Below are 15,608 nucleotides of genomic sequence, written 5' to 3'. Positions count from 1 at the left end.
CCGGCCTCGGGGGTGGAGTGGAGGCTTTCTATGCGTATCCCCGTAAGCGCGGCGCTCGCCGCCGCATCGACGATTCTGGTATCCGGCCAGCCCGCCCTGGCTCAGACCGCAAACACGGACGCTCCCGGCACGGTCGTCCGCGCCGGTGACGATGCCCTGACTTGCCCCCAGATGGCCGATGAGGCCGCGACCATCAGCGCTTCCATGGGCGAACAGGGGCCCGGCCTGCTGGGGCGCGCCGCCGGCATCGCCCGGGCGGGCGCCTCAATGCTGGTCCCCGGCGCCGGTCTGGCGATCGCCGGCGCCGACGCACTGACCAGCTCCGGCAAGGACAAGAAGGAAGCTGAGGCCGACGCCAAGCGCGACCGCTGGAACTATCTGAACGGCCTCTACGCCGGGCGCGGCTGCGCCGAGACCGCGGCCCAACCGACTTCGGCGGCTTCAGCCACCGCCGCCCAGGCTTCTGTCCAGGTCACGTCAGCGACCGCTCCCGCCACGATGCCGACGACGACCCCCGCCCCGGTGATCGCTCCCGTGGCCACCCCCGTCGTCCCGGCGATCAGCCCCGCTTCTGTCAGGGTCCCGGCGTCCGAGCCTCACTAGGCGAACAGCAGGTCCTCGATCTGGCCCAGCCGTTCCTTGCCGAAGAACATCTCGTCCCCGACCCAGAAGGTCGGCGCCCCGAAGGCCCCGCGCTCGACCGCCGCCGCCGTATTATCCGCCAGCTTCGCCTTGATCGCGTCGGTCTGGGCCAGCGTCAGCAAACGCTCGGCCTCCAGCCCCGCCTCGTCGATGACGCCCGCCAGCACCGCCGGGTCGCTCATCAACAGCCCCCGCTCCCAGAACCCGGCCAGAACCGCGTCGACATAGCGGTCGAACTCCTCGCCCGTCGCGCAGGCGCACAGGCCGCGCATGGCCAGCAGGCTGTTGACCGGAAAGTGGGGGTTCATCTGAAAGTCGACGATGCCGTGCGCCTTCACGAAGCGGCGGATCTCCAGCATCTCATAGTCCAGCTTCCCCCTGATCCCGGCGAAGGCCGAGAAGGGCGCCTGATTGCCGGTCGCCTTGAAGATCCCGCCGAGCAGGCAGGGGATGAGGTTCACCGTCGCCCCCGTCCGCCCGACCAGATCCGGCAGGGCGCGGTACGCCAGATAGGCGTTCAGGCTGGCGAAATCGAAGATGAAATCGATCGTCTTTGAAGCACTCTGAGCGGCTGGCATCACCAGGTCTCCTTCCACGGACGCAGGTCCAGTTCGAACGTCCAGGCGCTGCGATGCTGATGATGCAGCCAGACGTAATTCTTCGCGAGTTCGTCGGGCCTGACGATTTCGTCGTCCGCCAGCCTCTTCTCCGCATCCGGAACCATCGAGCGGATGAAGGCCCCGTCGATCATCCCGTCGACGACCACATGGGCGACATGGATCCCCTCAGGGCCCAGCTCGCGCGCCATCGACTGGGCCAGTTGCCTGAGCGCCGCCTTGGCTCCCGCGAAGGCCGAGAAGCCCGATCCGCCGCGCGTCGAGGCCGTGGCGCCGGTGAACAGGATCGTGCCCTTGCCGCGCGGCGCCATCACCCGCGCCGCCTCGCGCCCGGCGAAGAAGCCGGCCAGAGCCGCCATCTCCCAGACCTTGGAATAGACCTGGGCCGTCGTCTCGCGCACGCCGAAGCGGACATTGGCCCCGATGTTGAAGACCACCACCTCCAGCGGCCCCACCTCGGCCTCGATCCGGTCGACCAGGGCGATCATCTCCGCCTCATCACGCGCATCGACGCCGTAGGCGTGGGCTTCTCCGCCGTCATCACGGATCGACGCCGCCAGCGCCTCCAGCTGGTCCAGATGGCGGGGCCGCCGTGTCGCACAGACCGCCAGACCGTCCCTTGCGAAGGCCCGCGCCACCGCCGCCCCGACCCCGTCTCCGGCGCCGACGATCAGACAGGCGCCTTTGCGTTCTCCTGCGGTCGCCATTTCGCGATCTCCGTTCGGGAGACAGTTTCAGATCGAAACGGAGAGGATGTCAAAGCCGGATCGGCGGCCAGCTCATCCCGCCAGGTGAGCCGATTAACGGCGTCGCTTCAGGGGGCGGAACAGGCACGAAACGAATCAGGACCGAATCACCGACACGGCCCGATTCGGGATTTGTTCCCTACAAGATATTGTATCTTAAAGCCGATTAACCACAAACCGAAATCCCCGCCGCCGAAGGGACCGGTCGCTTCTGGCAGTCAGGCGTCGCATTACGGACCGCTCGGGGCTTTTCGCGCCCGCGACGAACCGCTAGGTCGTCCCGGTGCGTGGCTCCGTAGCTCAGCCGGATAGAGCAAGGCTTTCCTAAAGCAGAGGTCGGGGGTTCGAGTCCCTCCGGAGTCGCCACCTCTCCCCTCCCCGTGGAGCCGTAATGAGCCGACTGATCTCGAAGACGCCGGTCTATGAAGGCTGGTCGAAACTCTACAAGGCGAGCATCGAACTCGACTCGGGCGTGATCATCACTCGCGAGGTCGAGGATCACGGCTCGGCCGTCGCCGTCCTGCCCTACGACCCCGAACGCCGCGTCGCCCTGCTGGTCCGCCAGATGCGGACTGGCCCCCTCGTCGACGGCGCCGCCGATCCGCATCTGCTGGAAGCCCCCGCCGGTCTGGTCGATCCGGGCGAGAGCGAGGAGATCGCCGTCCGCCGCGAGGCCCTGGAAGAGGTCGGGGCGACGCTCGGCGAGCTCGACTTCGTCGCTTCGGCCTACTCCTGCCCCGGCGTCTCCACCGAACGGATCGCCCTCTATCTCGGCGCCTATGCGCTGGCCGACCGCGTCGCGACCGGCGGCGGGCTGGCAGAAGAGAATGAGGAGATCGAGGTCGTCGAGGCGCCTCTGGCCGATCTCGCCCGGCTTCAGGACGACGGCGCGCTCAAAGACATGAAGACCCTGGCTCTGCTCTCGGCCCTGCGCCTGCGCCGGCCCGAACTCTTCTGACGGCCTGGGGCGTTCGACAGCCCCGCCCTGCCCGGTCTAGGGTCGCCCCGCATTGTTCGGAGTGTCCATGACCGCGTCCCGGTTCCTTCTTGCCGCCACCCTGTCCCTGACCGCGCTGGCCGCCGCAACGGCGGCCCCGGCCCAGACGCCCCAACCGGCGTCCGCGAGCACCGCCTTCACCCTGACCACCGGCACGCCGCGCACGCCCGAACAGCTTGCCATGCGCTTCGACAAGGCGGACCTCGCCTTCAAGGTGATGCCGGACAGCAAGACCATCGACGCGGTCGCGACACTCGACTTCACCGCCACGGCCCCGCTCGACCGGCTGGTGGTCGAGTTCGATACCGTCTTCGCCATCTCCTCCGTCTCGGTCGACGGCCAGACGCTGGACGCCGCCCAGTGGACCAACCCCGACGGCCGGATGACCGTCACCCTGCCGACCCCGTTGGCCGCCGGCCAGACGGCCTCGCTCCGCATCGCTTATTCGGGCTCGCCGCATCAGGCGAAGAACGCCCCCTGGGATGGCGGCTTCGTCTGGGCCCAAACCCCCGACAACAAGCCGTGGATCGCCACCGCCGTCCAGGGTGAGGGCTGCGACCTGTTCTGGCCCTGTATCGACCATCCGGAGGGCGAGCCCGCCCGCGCCGACCTGCACATCACCATCCCGTCCGACCTTTCGGCCCCGTCCAACGGCCGTTTCCTCGGCAAGACCGACAACGGCGACAGCACGACCACCTGGAACTGGACCGCGGCCCACCCCGACACCTACGCCATCGCCCTGAACATCGGGCCGTATGTCGAGATGACCGCCGACTATCACAGCCGGTTCGGCAACACCGTGCCCCTGCACTTCTGGCGCCTCGCCTCCGACCGTCAGGACCGCGCCGAGGCCCTGTTCGCCGAGTTTCCGAAGATGCTCGACTTCTATGTGAGCGAAGTCGGCCCCTTCCCCTTCGGCGATGAGAAGATGGGCGTGGTCGAGACCCCGCACCTGGGCATGGAGCACCAGACCATCAACGCCTACGGCAATGCCTACAAGCTGGACGGCAAGGGCTACGACTGGCTGCTCCAGCACGAACTGGCCCACGAATGGTTCGGCAACCAGATGACCAATGTCACCTGGGACGACATGTGGCTGCACGAGGGGCTGGGCACCTATATGCAGCCCCTCTACGCCCGCTGGCTGAACGGCGACCGTTATATGGAGGCCGAGCTGGCGACCATGCGGCTGGGTCTGCACAACACCTTCCCTCTGGTCTCGGGCAAGCCGCAGGATTCCGCGACGGTCTATACCGACGCCACCGGCCCGGGGCTGGACCTCTATTACAAGGGCGCGCTCGTCGCCCATTCGTTGCGCCTGCTGATCGGCGACGATGCCTTCAAGCGCTCCCTGACCCGTCTGGTCTATGGCCGCCCCGATCCGCGCCCCGGCAATTTCGAGCCCCTCTACGCCTCGACGCCCGACTTCATCCGCATCGTCAATGAAGAGAGCCGGCGCGATCTCGGCTGGTTCTTCGCCACCTATGTCTATCAGGCGGCCCTGCCGAAACTGGTCCTGACCCGCGACGGCGACCGCGCCAGCGTGGCCTGGACCGACACCGCCGAGGCCTTCCCCATGCCGGTCGAGGTCGAGGTCGACGGCCAGCTGCGCACCCTGCCGATGCGCGACGGCAAGGGCGACTTCACCGCCCCCGAGGGCGCCCACATCATCCTAGACCCGCACAACAAGCTGCTGCGCCAGCTCGACTTCATCGACGCCTACCAAGCCCGCCAGCGCGAGGACAACGGGCCTGCGAGGCCGAGGCACTAGGCGGCGAAGTCAGGGGCGTGTGCGTCATGAACATCATCAAATTGGAGCCGCGAATGTCGGTCACCGCGTCCGGGAGCGCGCGCCGTCGGTCCTTGTTCGGATGGCTGGCGCTGGCGCTGGTTTTTGCGCTGACCCCGATGAGCACAGCGCAAGCGCAGGCGCAGGCGCAGACCCAATCCCGGGCGCCTTCGTCGGTCGAGGAACGCGCGCGCTTCATCTCGATCACGCACAGGCTGGAAGCCGCTCCGCTGCAACCGGAGGCCCGGGCCGATCGCGCCTGGGCGCTCCAATGGCTCGTGGACGTGCCTGATGTGTCGGTGAACGTCTGCCTCGACTATCTCGGCGGTTTGAAGACGGACTATCCCTACGCCGGTGAGATTACGCTGCAGTACGCGTTCGCGATGGCCGTCTACAAAATCGAGAATCCGGAAAGGACGGACGATCGGTATGCGCAACTGGCAGGCGTCGAAAGCGCGCTCAGCGCCTATCGCGCGATCCTGCGCGTACAGCCCCAGGCGAAATCGTCGGCTCTGGACGCCTTGCTGGATGCCCAGACGCGCGGCGGCCTGTCGGGCTTCATCGTCAGCGCCTCGGCAAGCTGTTCCGCGAGCAGCTAGACGCCCGTCATCGACTTCGCCACGGCCTCCGCCACCTTGATCCCGTCGACGGCGGCCGAAAGGATGCCGCCCGCATAGCCGGCGCCTTCGCCCGCCGGGAACAGGCCGCGCACGTTCAGGCTCTGGAAGTCGGCGCCGCGGGTCATGCGGATCGGCGAGGAGCTGCGCGTCTCCACCCCCGTCAGCACGGCCTGGGCGTCGTCATAGCGCGGGATCTTGCGGCCGAAGACCGGCAGGGCCTCGCGCATGGCGGCGATCACATAGTCGGGCATCAGCGGCGCCAGATCGGTCGGCCGCACCCCCGGCTTGTAGCTGGGAATGACCTCCCCCAGTTCGGTCGAGGCCCGCCCCGCCAGGAAGTCCCCGACCAGCTGCCCCGGCGCGAAATAGTCGCCGCCGCCGGCCGCATAGGCGCGCGTCTCCAGATCGCGCTGCAGTTCGATCCCCGCCAGCGGGTGGTCGCTCGGATAGTCCTCGGGCGAGATACCGACCACGAAGCCGGAGTTGGCGTTCCGCTCATTGCGCGAATACTGGCTCATGCCGTTGGTCACGACGCGGCCCGGCTCGCTGGTCGCCGCCACCACCGTCCCGCCCGGGCACATGCAGAAGCTGTAGACGGTCCGCCCGTTCGAACAGTGATGCGACAGCGAATAGGCCGCCGCCCCCAGATCGGGATGCCCGGCGCAGGGACCGAACAGGGCCCGGTCGATCCACGATTGCGGATGCTCGATGCGGAAGCCGATCGAGAAGGGCTTGGCCTCGATATGGACGCCCCGGTCGTACAGGGTCTGGAAGGTGTCGCGCGACGAATGGCCGATGGCGAAGACCACATGGTCGGCCTCCAGGAACTCGCCGGTGTGCAGATGCACGCCCCGCAAGGCGCCCTTGTCCAGCTCGATATCGACGACCCGGTGTTCGAACCGGTACTCCCCGCCCAGGGCCTCGATCTTCTCGCGCATGGCCTCGACCATGGTGACCAGACGGAAGGTGCCGATGTGCGGATGGGCCTCGGTCAGGATCTCCTCGGGCGCGCCCGCCGCGACGAACTCGGTCAGCACCTTGCGCGCCAGGAAGCGCGGATCCTTGATCTGGCTATAGAGCTTGCCGTCCGAGAAGGTGCCCGCCCCGCCCTCGCCGAACTGGACGTTCGACTCCGGATGCAGCCTGCTCTTCCGCCACAGCTCCCACGTATCCTTCGTCCGCTCCCGCACCACCTTGCCGCGGTCGAGAATGATCGGCCGGAAGCCCATCTCGGCCAGGATAAGCCCGGCAAACAGGCCGCACGGCCCGGCCCCGATCACCACGGGCCGCCGCGTCTCGCCCTTCGGCGCCGTGGTCACTGGACGCCAGGCCACGTCCGGCGTCGGCTTCAGGTGCGGATCATCCCGGAACCGGGCCAGCACCGCCGCCTCATCCCGGACTTCGACATCGAGGATATAGACCTTCAGGATCGCGGACTTCTTCCGCGCATCATGCGCCCGCTTCCACACCGACCATGAAATCAGATCGTGCGGCGCCACGCCCAGACGCGCGGCGATCGCTTCGGGCAGGGCCTCCGGCGTATGGTCGAGAGGCAGCTTGAGTTCGGACAGGCGCAACATCCGCGCCTTCTACCCGGTCATGACGCTGAACGCATGGGGCAAGATCGAGCGACGTTGCGAACCGTCGTGAAGCCACCAGTCTTCAGAGATCACCCTTCCGCAAGGCCGTATCATGATACGCACCGCAAGCTTGGCCCTGCTGGCTGTGATGGCGACCGGCGCCTGTGCGCACAGGCCTGAAATTCATGGACGCGCCCCGCTCGTGACCCAGGCCGAACGCGTCCGGGAGCGATGCACGTTTGTCGATGACGATGACTACTCGGAGAACGCCACGCGCTGCGTCTATGCCTATTTCATCGTGTCGATGACCCTTGAAGACCTGCGAGCGAGGTGAGCCAAGGACGACGGTTATCGCATCGCGAACGGGACAATGTGATCCGCGCGGCCAACGTCGTCGTTCGCTACGAAAGCTTCCAGTCCCGGGAGGCCGTCGACAGAGTTCGATCCGAGCTGGACGCGCTTGTGGGAAATGATCCTGTCGCCGCTTCGCTCGACGCAAGATATCGAGCCCCATCAGGCCCGAACTGACGCCGTCGCCTCAAACCGCCTCAGCCGTGATCGACTGCCGCACCATCTGACAGTTCCCCTGGGTGCTCAGGAAGGCGATGTCGGCGGCGTCGCGGCCGCAGGCGATGCGGACCAGCCCCTCGATCGGCGCCAGACCCGTCGGATCGACCAGCCACCAGCCGGCGTCCAGATAGACCTCGAAGATGGCGTGGAAATCCGGCGGCGTCAGCTGGTGGGCATAGGCGCTGACCGCCCGCGCCGGAATGCCCGAGGCCCGGCACAGGGTGATGCCCAGATGGGTGAAGTCGCGGCACACCCCGGCCCGGTCGATGAAGGTCCGCGCCGCCGTCGTTTCGCTGTCCGAGACGCCGTGCTCATAGTCCACATGGCGCTGGATCCAGTCGAGGATGGCCAGCACCCTCTCCCCGCCCGTGGTCTCGCCGAACTCGCGCTGCACGAACCGCCCGAACTGGTCCGACGGGCAATAGCGGCTGGGCAGCAGATAGGTCAGGGCGTCGGCCGGCAGGTCGTTCCAGTCGTGCTGACGCACGCCCAGCGGCAGGCCCTTCAGCGAGCCGTTGTCGACCACCGCCTCATAGACCAGCGCCACCTCGCCCTCGAGGTGCGCCCGCAGCGTCCGCGCTCCAAACACCGCGTCCTTGTCCTCGTGGAAGACCACCGGCGGGTTGGTCGTCAGGCTCTCTTCCAGGATCTCCTGACCCGGCCAGTGGGCCACCTCGATCTGATAGATGGCGTCCGTGGGCGGCTCGAAACGATAGACCAGCTCGGCGCGGACACGCAGCTTCATCGGGGCACTCTGAAAGGGGTGAGACTGGCCGCTGCTCAACGACGCTCAGGCGCGCGCGTTCCGCATCGGGCCGGCGCATAGACACGAGGATTGGGGCGAAAGCTAGAGGGGCCGCCCGAAGACCCCCGTCACCCGATACCGAACACCGCCTCAACCCGCCCGATCCAGCCCTTCACCGCCGGATAGGCGGACAGGTCGAACCCGCCCTCATGCGCCACGCGGGTGTAGGCCACCAAAGCCAGATCGGCCAACGACACCGCTGCCGCGACCAGCCAGTCCCGCCCCGGTTCGGACAGCCGCGCCTCCATCCGGACCAGGGCGCCGTGGCCCCGTTCCATGATCCGCGTCTCGATCTCTTCGGCGGACTTGCCGAGATAGGCGCGCTGGAACCGGGCCACCGCGACATAGGGCTCGTGGCTGTACTGCTCCCAGAACAACCACTCCAGCATCACCGCCCGGTCGTAGTCATCCACAGGAATGAGGCTCGTACTTTCGGCCAGTGCGAGGATTATGGCGTTCGACTGGGCCAGCGGCCGGCCGTCGGCGAATACCAGTGTCGGGACCTGGCCGGCGGTGTTCAGGGCCAGGAATTCCGGTGTCCGGCTACCGCCCGTCAGGATATCGACTTCGATCCAGCGATAATCACGCCCGAGCCAGTCCAGCAACCACTTGACCTTCAAGCAGTTGCCCGAACGAATATCACCATAGAGAGTAAGCATCGCGCCCAGATCAAGGATTAAGAATTGCGATATACTGATATCGCAATCTCAGCCTCTGCCCAAGCCAGATTCAGAATCACTCTGGATAAGCCACGCTTATCCATCGCAGATGTGGACGAACGGGTTCCGCCACAGTCTTCGCCACATTGTGGTCACAGGTTCAAACGAGACAGCACGGGCCGCCATGGTTCCCGGTCGGCGCCGCCATGAGCCTTGCCCGTGCGTTTCGCCGTCGCCGCCATCGTCTCTCTTGCCGCCCTCGCCTCTTCGGCCATGGGTGAGCCCGTCGCGTACGACGCCGTCATCGCTCACGAGCGGACTGCTTCGGAAACCCCGGATACGACGATCGGTTCCAACGGCGACGCGGATACGGATGCGGTGGCGATCGCCAACCTGACCCCCGAACAGGCCGAGCTGATGGCCGAAGATCCCGACTGGAACGCCCACGCCAGCCTCTACCATGCCGGTGGCGGTGGAGCGACGGGCAACGACAGCCTGGGCTGCCGCCCGGTCGCCATGCGCACCGTGGCCACCGATCCCCGCGTCATTCCCCGCCGCACCAAGCTGTTCATTCGCGAGACGGTCGGCATGCGTCTGGCCGACGGCACTATTCACGACGGCTACTGGTACGCCTCCGACACGGGCGGCTCGATCAAGGGCCAGCGCGTCGACCTCTACACCGGCAACGGCCGAGCCTCGATGCAGCAGGCCCGCCGCCTCAACCAGGCCACCCTGACCATCGTCCGCGCCGGAACCTTCGACGGCTGCCCGCCAGCCACCACCGCCCCGGCGGCTCCGCTGCAGATGGCGGCCAACTAGACCCCGCTTTCAAGGCGATACGGAAAAGGGCGGCCGGTGCGAACCGGCCGCCCTTTCTGCTTTCAGACTGCTACCGCCTAGACCTTGAACGCCAGGAAGCCGTCGTCGACCGCAACGGTCGAACCGTTGATGGCCGAGGCGGCATCGGTGAACAGGAAGGCCACCACGCTGGCCACCTTCTCCGGCTGGATCAGCTGATGGGTCACATGCTGGCTGGCCAGGGCGGCGCGGGCGGCTTCGTCCAGCTGACCCATCATCGGGGTCTCGATGAAGCCCGGCGCCACGGCCGCGACCCGGATGCCGTATTCGGCCAGCTCCAGCGCGCCCGACCGGGTCATGGCGATCACGGCCGATTTGGCGGCGTTGTAGTTGAAGCTGCCCTTGGCCGCGACCGAGCCGTAGATCGAGGCGGTGTTCACGAACACCCCCTTCACCCCCAGCTTCACCATCGCTTTGGCCCCATAGTGGAGGCCGTAATAAACGCTGTGCTGATCGACCTCGATGACCTTCAGATAGGACGCCGGGTCCATCTCCAGCAGCGACTGCACCTTGCTGACCCCGGCGTTGTTGAACATGCCGCTCAGCGTCCCGAAGGTGGTCACGGCGAAGTCGACGAGGGCCTCGACCTCGGCGGCCTTCGACACATCGACCTTGAAGGCCTCGGCCTTCACACCCAGCGCCCGCGCCTCTTCGGCGACGGGCTTCGCCCCATCCTCATTGAAGTCCGCGACCACCAGATCGGCGCCCTTGCGGGCCAGGGCGAAACAGGCGTCGCGCCCGATGCCGCTGGCGCCGCCCGTGACGATGATCACCTGACCCTTGAGTTCCTGTTCCATCCGATACGCTCCTTGAGTGGGGGAGCGCTGGATATGGACCTGTCAGACAGCTGACGTAACCGCTATCCGGAACACTTACGGTTTCAGAATTTCCGCTTGCCGCTGACCGTCTCGAAGAACAGGCGGAAGTCGCCCATCAGGCTCCACAGCGGATACTGGAAGGTCGCCGGCCTGTTCTTCTCGAAGAAGAAATGCCCGACCCAGGCGAAGCCGTAGCCCACCACCGGACTGGCCGCAAACCACCACAGGCTCACCGTCAGCGCCAGCACCCAGGTCAGGATGACCAGCCCCGTGCCCACCACATGGATCCGCCGGCACGTCCGGTTGGAGTGCTCATGGATGTAGTACGGATAGAAGGCTGCGAACGAGGCGTAGCGTTCGCCGGGGGCGGGTTGACTGCTCATATGTGAAACCTGCGCTCCTCTCGGGTCCGATGCAAATCAGGCCGCCTCTCGCCCGGGCTCCGGTCCCAGCACCCGCCGGATGATCGGCCAGATGTTGGCGAGCGCCGAGAAGAAGCCGACCACAGAAGCCACGATCTGGAAGGCTTGCCAGACGCTCTGGAACACCGCCCCGCCCAGCACCCACTCGCTGATCGGGAACAGGACCCGGCTGATCCCGATCTGGAAGCCGGCATAGACCTGCGAATATTCGATCGACCGGTCCGCGAAGAAGGCGATCACGACCGCCGCCGACACCGGCGCCCACAACAGCGGCAGCACCAGCAGCAGGGCCAGCAGCACGACGGCCAGCTTGGTCCCGACTGTCTGGCCCGACAGCAGGGTCGTCACGACCCCGACGCCCAGCGCCAGGCCGACGGCGCCCAGCACGAACGGCAGCACCAGATCCGCCGCCGCCATCATGTCCATGAACAGGCATCCGATCAGGATCCCCGCGCCCGAGACCAGAAACCCGATCACCCAGGCGGCGCCGTACTGGCCCAGCCGCCGCTTCAGATGCGCTCCACTGAACATGGTCGCCCTCTCCTCCACCCTCGTGGACGCCCCCCGGCGGATTAACCCTGCACCGCCGCGACCGGCCGCACAAGCCGCACGACGTTCGCTGAAAGGATCGGGTAAACACCTGAACCGGTTCACCACCTTTGCTCACGGCCGTTTAAGCCTGTTCGCAATAGTCTCGCTTCCCATGAACGCCGCCTCGATCGCCAGCGCCGGAATGTCGACCGCCCTCGTCCGCTTCGAGGGCAGCGCGGCGCGCACGGCCGCCAATCCGCTGGAAAACCTGGCCGAAGAAACGGTCGAACGCATCGAGGCCAAGACAGCCTTCAAGGCCAACGCCGCCGTGCGCCGCACCGCCGACGACATGGTCGGCGCCATCCTGGACATCTTCGCCTAGGCGACACGCCCGTTCGCCTGCCGAATTCGGTCCGATTTCGGGGCCGTCCTGTGGCCAAGGTTAATACGGGCTCATGACACCCATTTAAGTTGAGACCCGAGGTCGGCGACCCTAGTTCTCCCGGCCTCGCGACGCCGCTCCTGCGGGAGTCGGCCCGCGAGACCCATCAACAGCGGCCAGTCCCGACCTTCAGGCGGCGAACCCTTTCGCACGTCCCGGCGGAGCCTTGCCCACTCTGAGGAGACCCTTACGATGATCCACCACCTGTCCGTCAGCGCCCGCGACCCCAACGCCGTCGGCGACTTCTTCGCCGAACTGATCGGCGGCGTGTCCGTCGACTTCCCGCCCAACCCCGGCAGCCGCATGGTCTTCAAGGCCGACGGCAAGGGCACCGCCGTCGAGATCTATCCGGCCGGAACCGTCATGGTCCCGAACGGCGAGCCCGGCTCCATCTTCCTGCAGAACCCGGCCACGGGCCCGGAGCGGTCGCCCACCCACTTCGCCGTCAGCGTCGATCATTCGGCGGAGACCATCCATGCGATGGCCGAGGCGCGCGGCTGGGAGAGCTACGTCTGCGACCGTGGCGGCCATTTCCACGTCGTCGAGGTGTGGATCGAGAACGCCTGGCTCGTCGAGGCCCTGACTCCCGCCTTCGCCGCGGAATACCTGGGCTTCGCCAATGCCGTGACCGACATGGCCGACCCGAACAGTGCGCTGGATTCGCACCAGCCTCAGGAACGCACGCTCGAGAACGCCTGATCGTGTGGAGACGGCGGCACGGGGAGAGGCCGCCGGTTTCCCCCCCTTCAGCGACGGCTTGGCGCCAAATGCGGCAGCAACCCGACCGAGCTCACTATCGGACCTGTCCGATAGCCATTGCCCGTGTAACCTCTCAAAACTGATCAGCGTTTATATAGTCGGAAGTTGCACCGCTACGTAGTGTTACTTACGTAATTCCGAACTCAAGGGCGAAGAATTGTTCAGTTAATCGGTGATTATCCTTCTTGTTCCATGTCGCTCGGAAGCGGTTCTTAATCCGGGGGACAAACCATGAAGACCAAATCACTGTTGCTGGCATTTGCGCCAGTTGTTCTCGCGTCAGCGTTCAATCCGGCCTGGGCCGCTGAATCCGAAAATGGAGCAGCCTCCAGCGAGGCGATCCAGACCCAGAACCCTGCGGCTCGCCCGCCCGCCGCCGCGCCCGCCGAGGCCGTCTTCTCGACCGGCGTCGCCCGCGGCCGCGATCGTCTGGACAGCGCCACCTCGACCAGCGCCTTGAGGCAGAACGAGATTCAGTTGCTCGGCGCCCGCTCCCTGGCCGACATCATCCGCAACATCCCGGGCATCCGCACCGAGTCCTCCACCGGCGACGGCAACTCGGCCTACACCATCCGCGGCCTGCCCCTGGCGTCCAGCGGCTCCAAATACATGCAGATTCAGGAAGACGGCCTGCCGGTCCTGGAGTTCGGCGACTTCTTCAACGTCGCTTCGGACATCTTTATTCGCGCCGACTTCAACCTAGCCGCCATTGAAGCCATCCGCGGCGGATCGTCCTCGACCTTCGCCTCCAACTCGCCCGGCGGGGTGATCAACCTTCTGTCGCGCACCGGCGACGTCAAGGGCGGCGCGATCCAGATCACCACCGGCCTCGACTACGACACCAACCGCGTCGACTTCGACTACGGCGCCCCGCTCAGCGACACCCTGCGCTTCCACGTTGGCGGCTTCTACCGCTCCGGCGAAGGCCCGCGCGAGGTCGGCTACAACGCCTTCGAAGGCGGCCAGCTGAAGTTCAACCTGACCAAGACCTTCACCGGCGGCTTTGTCCGCCTCTCGGGCAAATACCTCAAAGACACCTCGCCCCAGTACCTGTCCGGCCCCGTGCGCATCACCGGCACGAACGACGACCCGACCTTCGAGAGCTACGCCGGCTATGACGTCCGCAAGGACTCGATGCTCTCCGGCTACCTCCCCGGCGTCATCACCCTGGACGGCTCCAACAACCCGACCGTTATCCCGATGGACACGGGCATGAACGCCGAGGTCAAGTCGATCGGCGTCGAGAGCCAGTTCACCGTCGACGACTGGACCATCACCCAGCGCGCCCGCTACTCCCAGATCTCGGGCGGCACCACTCGCAACCTGATCTCGGCCGTCTATGCCGGAAACGCCCTGCCCGCCTCGCTCGGTGGGGGCACCGGGACCTTCAGCTACGCCACCGGCCCCCTCGCCGGTCAGGTCATCCCCAACCTCGCCACCGTCAACGGCAACGGCCTGGTCGTGGCCAGCTCGCTGAACCGCATCGACGCGACCAAGCTCGACAACTTCATCAACGACATCCGCGCCAGCCGCGCCTTCGAGGTCGGCGGCAACGAGCTGACGGTCACTGCCGGCCTCTACAACTCGATCCAGAACCTCGGCAGCGACTGGCTCTACGGCAACCATATCCAGCTGGTCGGCGGCGACGGAACCTCGGCCCTGATCAACTGGACCAACGCCGCCGGCATTCCCCAGACCCAAGGCGGCTATCTGGGCTTCAACCGCTCGGGCAACACCGCCTTCTACCGCCGCAAATACGACGTCGAGTACAATATCGTCGCCCCCTACGGCTCGCTCAACTACCGCTTCGGCCGTTTCTCGGTCGGCGGCAGTCTGCGCTGGGATGCGGGCGACGTCAGCGGCCAGCTCTACGGCGCCGACCTCGGCGGCGGCCGCGTCGGCATCATCGGCTATGACTTCAACGGCGACGGCGTCATCTCGGTCGCCGAGGGCAAGACCGCCGTCACCCCGCTCGGCAGCCCCGCACCCGTAGACTACGACTACGGCTATCTCAGCTATTCGACCGGCGTGAATTTCCGCGTCGCCGAGCCCTTCGCCGTCTTCGCCCGCTACAGCCGCGGCGCCCGCGCCGGCGCCGACAAGATCCTCTATTCGTCCAAGGTCAGCACCGTCGACGGCTCGATGCCCGACGAAGCCGACGGCTATGACATCGTCGAACAGCTGGAAGGCGGCTTCAAATACCGTCGCGCCAACCTGACCCTGAACGTCACCGGCTTCTCGGCCGACACCGAGGACACCAACGTCCAGGCCGGCGCCATCACCACCGACCGCAACTACACCGCCTATGGCGTCGAGGCCGAGGGCGCCGTCCAGCACGGCCCGTTCAGCCTCATCGCCGGCGTCACCTGGACCCAGGCCGAGATCGTCGACGACAAGCTGAACCCCACCGTCAACGGCATGGTCCCGCGTCGCCAGCCCGACTTCCTCTACCAGGCCACGCCCCAGTACCAGAACCGCTACGTCACCATCGGCGCCAACCTCATCGGCGCCACCAGCAGCTACGCCACCGACAACGACATCATGCGCGTCCCCGGCTACCTGCTGGTCAACGCCTTCCTCCAGTACCGCCCCGTCGAACGCGTCCAGCTCATGCTCAACGCCAACAACCTCTTCGACGAGGTCGCCTGGATCGAGATCACGACACCCTCGGTCCCGGCCAATGGCGTGGGTCTGGGCCGGGCGGCGAATGGCCGGACCATCTCGCTGTCGGCAAGAATGGACTTCTGACCGAG

17 protein-coding genes and 1 tRNA gene are annotated in these 15,608 nt (G+C 66.5%); 10 read left to right on the top strand and 8 right to left on the bottom strand.

Annotated elements, in window-relative coordinates; all coding sequences use genetic code 11:
* Window positions 1-30: 30 nt before the first annotated feature.
* Entirely contained in the window at window positions 31-603 is a 573-nt protein-coding gene (locus tag AC1ROD_RS04035; RefSeq protein ID WP_492946967.1) for a hypothetical protein, read from the top strand.
* On the opposite strand, the gene AC1ROD_RS04030 is transcribed toward AC1ROD_RS04035, so the two are convergent.
* Both AC1ROD_RS04030 and AC1ROD_RS04025 read right to left on the bottom strand, forming a co-directional pair.
* Window positions 600-1,220, bottom strand: a complete 621-nt coding sequence (locus AC1ROD_RS04030) for a 2-hydroxychromene-2-carboxylate isomerase (RefSeq protein WP_492947730.1) — start codon at window positions 1,218-1,220, stop codon at window positions 600-602. The two genes, AC1ROD_RS04035 and AC1ROD_RS04030, sit on opposite strands and share 4 nt — an antisense overlap.
* Window positions 1,220-1,966 carry an SDR family NAD(P)-dependent oxidoreductase gene (locus tag AC1ROD_RS04025; RefSeq protein WP_492946966.1) on the bottom strand — a complete coding sequence of 249 codons (747 nt, stop codon included), beginning with the start codon at window positions 1,964-1,966 and terminating at the stop codon, window positions 1,220-1,222. Before AC1ROD_RS04025 ends, AC1ROD_RS04030 begins: the two co-directional genes overlap by 1 nt.
* Window positions 1,967-2,294: 328 nt before the next feature.
* Between AC1ROD_RS04025 and AC1ROD_RS04020 the strand changes: the two genes are divergently transcribed.
* The 4 genes from AC1ROD_RS04020 to AC1ROD_RS04005 all read left to right on the top strand — a co-directional run bounded on the left by AC1ROD_RS04020 (window position 2,295) and on the right by AC1ROD_RS04005 (window position 5,390).
* A tRNA-Arg gene (locus AC1ROD_RS04020) sits at window positions 2,295-2,371 on the top strand.
* Window positions 2,372-2,396: 25 nt separating this feature from the next.
* A complete protein-coding gene (locus AC1ROD_RS04015) occupies window positions 2,397-2,963 on the top strand; it encodes an NUDIX domain-containing protein (RefSeq protein WP_492946965.1) in 567 nt (188 codons plus the stop codon).
* A gap of 67 nt (window positions 2,964-3,030) precedes the next feature.
* Window positions 3,031-4,773, top strand: a complete 1,743-nt coding sequence (locus AC1ROD_RS04010) for a M1 family metallopeptidase (RefSeq protein WP_492946964.1) — start codon at window positions 3,031-3,033, stop codon at window positions 4,771-4,773.
* A gap of 26 nt (window positions 4,774-4,799) precedes the next feature.
* Window positions 4,800-5,390, top strand: coding sequence for a hypothetical protein (locus AC1ROD_RS04005; protein WP_492946963.1), 591 nt, complete (start codon window positions 4,800-4,802; stop codon window positions 5,388-5,390).
* Here the strand turns inward: AC1ROD_RS04005 and AC1ROD_RS04000 are convergent.
* Complete coding sequence (locus tag AC1ROD_RS04000; RefSeq protein ID WP_492946962.1) at window positions 5,387-6,991, bottom strand: NAD(P)/FAD-dependent oxidoreductase; 1,605 nt, start codon at window positions 6,989-6,991, stop codon at window positions 5,387-5,389. The two genes, AC1ROD_RS04005 and AC1ROD_RS04000, sit on opposite strands and share 4 nt — an antisense overlap.
* 112 nt (window positions 6,992-7,103) lie before the next feature.
* On the opposite strand from AC1ROD_RS04000, the gene AC1ROD_RS03995 reads away from it, so the two are divergent.
* Window positions 7,104-7,325, top strand: coding sequence for a hypothetical protein (locus AC1ROD_RS03995; protein WP_492946961.1), 222 nt, complete (start codon window positions 7,104-7,106; stop codon window positions 7,323-7,325).
* A gap of 204 nt (window positions 7,326-7,529) precedes the next feature.
* Here the strand turns inward: AC1ROD_RS03995 and AC1ROD_RS03990 are convergent, their stop codons facing one another.
* Together AC1ROD_RS03990 and AC1ROD_RS03985 are read right to left on the bottom strand one after the other, a co-directional pair.
* Window positions 7,530-8,306: a transglutaminase-like domain-containing protein gene (locus tag AC1ROD_RS03990; protein WP_492946960.1), complete on the bottom strand. Its 777-nt coding sequence runs from the start codon at window positions 8,304-8,306 to the stop codon at window positions 7,530-7,532.
* A 128-nt stretch (window positions 8,307-8,434) separates the two neighbouring features.
* The gene (locus AC1ROD_RS03985; RefSeq protein WP_492946959.1) at window positions 8,435-9,025 is read right to left on the bottom strand and encodes a glutathione S-transferase family protein; all 591 of its coding nucleotides are present in this window, start codon (window positions 9,023-9,025) and stop codon (window positions 8,435-8,437) included.
* A gap of 219 nt (window positions 9,026-9,244) precedes the next feature.
* Between AC1ROD_RS03985 and AC1ROD_RS03980 the strand changes: the two genes are divergently transcribed.
* The gene (locus tag AC1ROD_RS03980; protein ID WP_492946958.1) at window positions 9,245-9,844 is read left to right on the top strand and encodes a 3D domain-containing protein; all 600 of its coding nucleotides are present in this window, start codon (window positions 9,245-9,247) and stop codon (window positions 9,842-9,844) included.
* A 77-nt stretch (window positions 9,845-9,921) separates the two neighbouring features.
* On the opposite strand, the gene AC1ROD_RS03975 is transcribed toward AC1ROD_RS03980, so the two are convergent.
* From AC1ROD_RS03975 to AC1ROD_RS03965, 3 genes are all read right to left on the bottom strand, one after another.
* Complete coding sequence (locus AC1ROD_RS03975; RefSeq protein WP_492946957.1) at window positions 9,922-10,680, bottom strand: SDR family NAD(P)-dependent oxidoreductase; 759 nt, start codon at window positions 10,678-10,680, stop codon at window positions 9,922-9,924.
* Window positions 10,681-10,763: 83 nt separating this feature from the next.
* On the bottom strand, window positions 10,764-11,084 hold the full coding sequence (locus AC1ROD_RS03970; RefSeq protein WP_492946956.1) for an Mpo1-like protein: 321 nt from the start codon (window positions 11,082-11,084) through the stop codon (window positions 10,764-10,766).
* 36 nt (window positions 11,085-11,120) lie between these two features.
* Window positions 11,121-11,654, bottom strand: a complete 534-nt coding sequence (locus tag AC1ROD_RS03965; RefSeq protein ID WP_492946955.1) for a hypothetical protein — start codon at window positions 11,652-11,654, stop codon at window positions 11,121-11,123.
* Between the two features lie 172 nt (window positions 11,655-11,826).
* On the opposite strand from AC1ROD_RS03965, the gene AC1ROD_RS03960 reads away from it, so the two are divergent.
* From AC1ROD_RS03960 to AC1ROD_RS03950, 3 genes are all read left to right on the top strand, one after another.
* Window positions 11,827-12,036, top strand: a complete 210-nt coding sequence (locus tag AC1ROD_RS03960; protein WP_492946954.1) for a flagellar basal body rod C-terminal domain-containing protein — start codon at window positions 11,827-11,829, stop codon at window positions 12,034-12,036.
* Between the two features lie 252 nt (window positions 12,037-12,288).
* Entirely contained in the window at window positions 12,289-12,795 is a 507-nt protein-coding gene (locus tag AC1ROD_RS03955; protein ID WP_492946953.1) for a VOC family protein, read from the top strand.
* A gap of 291 nt (window positions 12,796-13,086) precedes the next feature.
* Window positions 13,087-15,603: a TonB-dependent receptor domain-containing protein gene (locus AC1ROD_RS03950; protein ID WP_492946952.1), complete on the top strand. Its 2,517-nt coding sequence runs from the start codon at window positions 13,087-13,089 to the stop codon at window positions 15,601-15,603.
* The last annotated feature ends 5 nt before the right edge of the window (window positions 15,604-15,608 follow it).

The sequence above is a fragment of the Brevundimonas sp. GW821-FHT12E07 genome (genome assembly GCF_058807035.1).
Note: the sequence above shows the minus strand (reverse complement) of the source record. Positions and strands in the feature narration are given on the sequence as shown.

Excerpts from the sequence above, each read along its gene's own strand:
- AC1ROD_RS04035 (WP_492946967.1), top strand. The coding sequence starts at position 31 with ATGCGTATCCCCGTAAGCGCGGCGCTCGCCGCCGCATCGACGATTCTG.
- AC1ROD_RS03985 (WP_492946959.1), bottom strand. The coding sequence starts at position 9,025 with ATGCTTACTCTCTATGGTGATATTCGTTCGGGCAACTGCTTGAAGGTC.
- AC1ROD_RS03965 (WP_492946955.1), bottom strand. The coding sequence starts at position 11,654 with ATGTTCAGTGGAGCGCATCTGAAGCGGCGGCTGGGCCAGTACGGCGCC.
- AC1ROD_RS03950 (WP_492946952.1), top strand. The coding sequence starts at position 13,087 with ATGAAGACCAAATCACTGTTGCTGGCATTTGCGCCAGTTGTTCTCGCG.
- AC1ROD_RS03960 (WP_492946954.1), top strand. The coding sequence starts at position 11,827 with ATGAACGCCGCCTCGATCGCCAGCGCCGGAATGTCGACCGCCCTCGTC.
- AC1ROD_RS04000 (WP_492946962.1), bottom strand. The coding sequence starts at position 6,991 with ATGTTGCGCCTGTCCGAACTCAAGCTGCCTCTCGACCATACGCCGGAG.
- AC1ROD_RS03995 (WP_492946961.1), top strand. The coding sequence starts at position 7,104 with ATGATACGCACCGCAAGCTTGGCCCTGCTGGCTGTGATGGCGACCGGC.
- AC1ROD_RS04030 (WP_492947730.1), bottom strand. The coding sequence starts at position 1,220 with ATGCCAGCCGCTCAGAGTGCTTCAAAGACGATCGATTTCATCTTCGAT.
- AC1ROD_RS03975 (WP_492946957.1), bottom strand. The coding sequence starts at position 10,680 with ATGGAACAGGAACTCAAGGGTCAGGTGATCATCGTCACGGGCGGCGCC.
- AC1ROD_RS04005 (WP_492946963.1), top strand. The coding sequence starts at position 4,800 with ATGAACATCATCAAATTGGAGCCGCGAATGTCGGTCACCGCGTCCGGG.
- AC1ROD_RS03955 (WP_492946953.1), top strand. The coding sequence starts at position 12,289 with ATGATCCACCACCTGTCCGTCAGCGCCCGCGACCCCAACGCCGTCGGC.
- AC1ROD_RS03970 (WP_492946956.1), bottom strand. The coding sequence starts at position 11,084 with ATGAGCAGTCAACCCGCCCCCGGCGAACGCTACGCCTCGTTCGCAGCC.
- AC1ROD_RS04015 (WP_492946965.1), top strand. The coding sequence starts at position 2,397 with ATGAGCCGACTGATCTCGAAGACGCCGGTCTATGAAGGCTGGTCGAAA.
- AC1ROD_RS04010 (WP_492946964.1), top strand. The coding sequence starts at position 3,031 with ATGACCGCGTCCCGGTTCCTTCTTGCCGCCACCCTGTCCCTGACCGCG.
- AC1ROD_RS03990 (WP_492946960.1), bottom strand. The coding sequence starts at position 8,306 with ATGAAGCTGCGTGTCCGCGCCGAGCTGGTCTATCGTTTCGAGCCGCCC.
- AC1ROD_RS04025 (WP_492946966.1), bottom strand. The coding sequence starts at position 1,966 with ATGGCGACCGCAGGAGAACGCAAAGGCGCCTGTCTGATCGTCGGCGCC.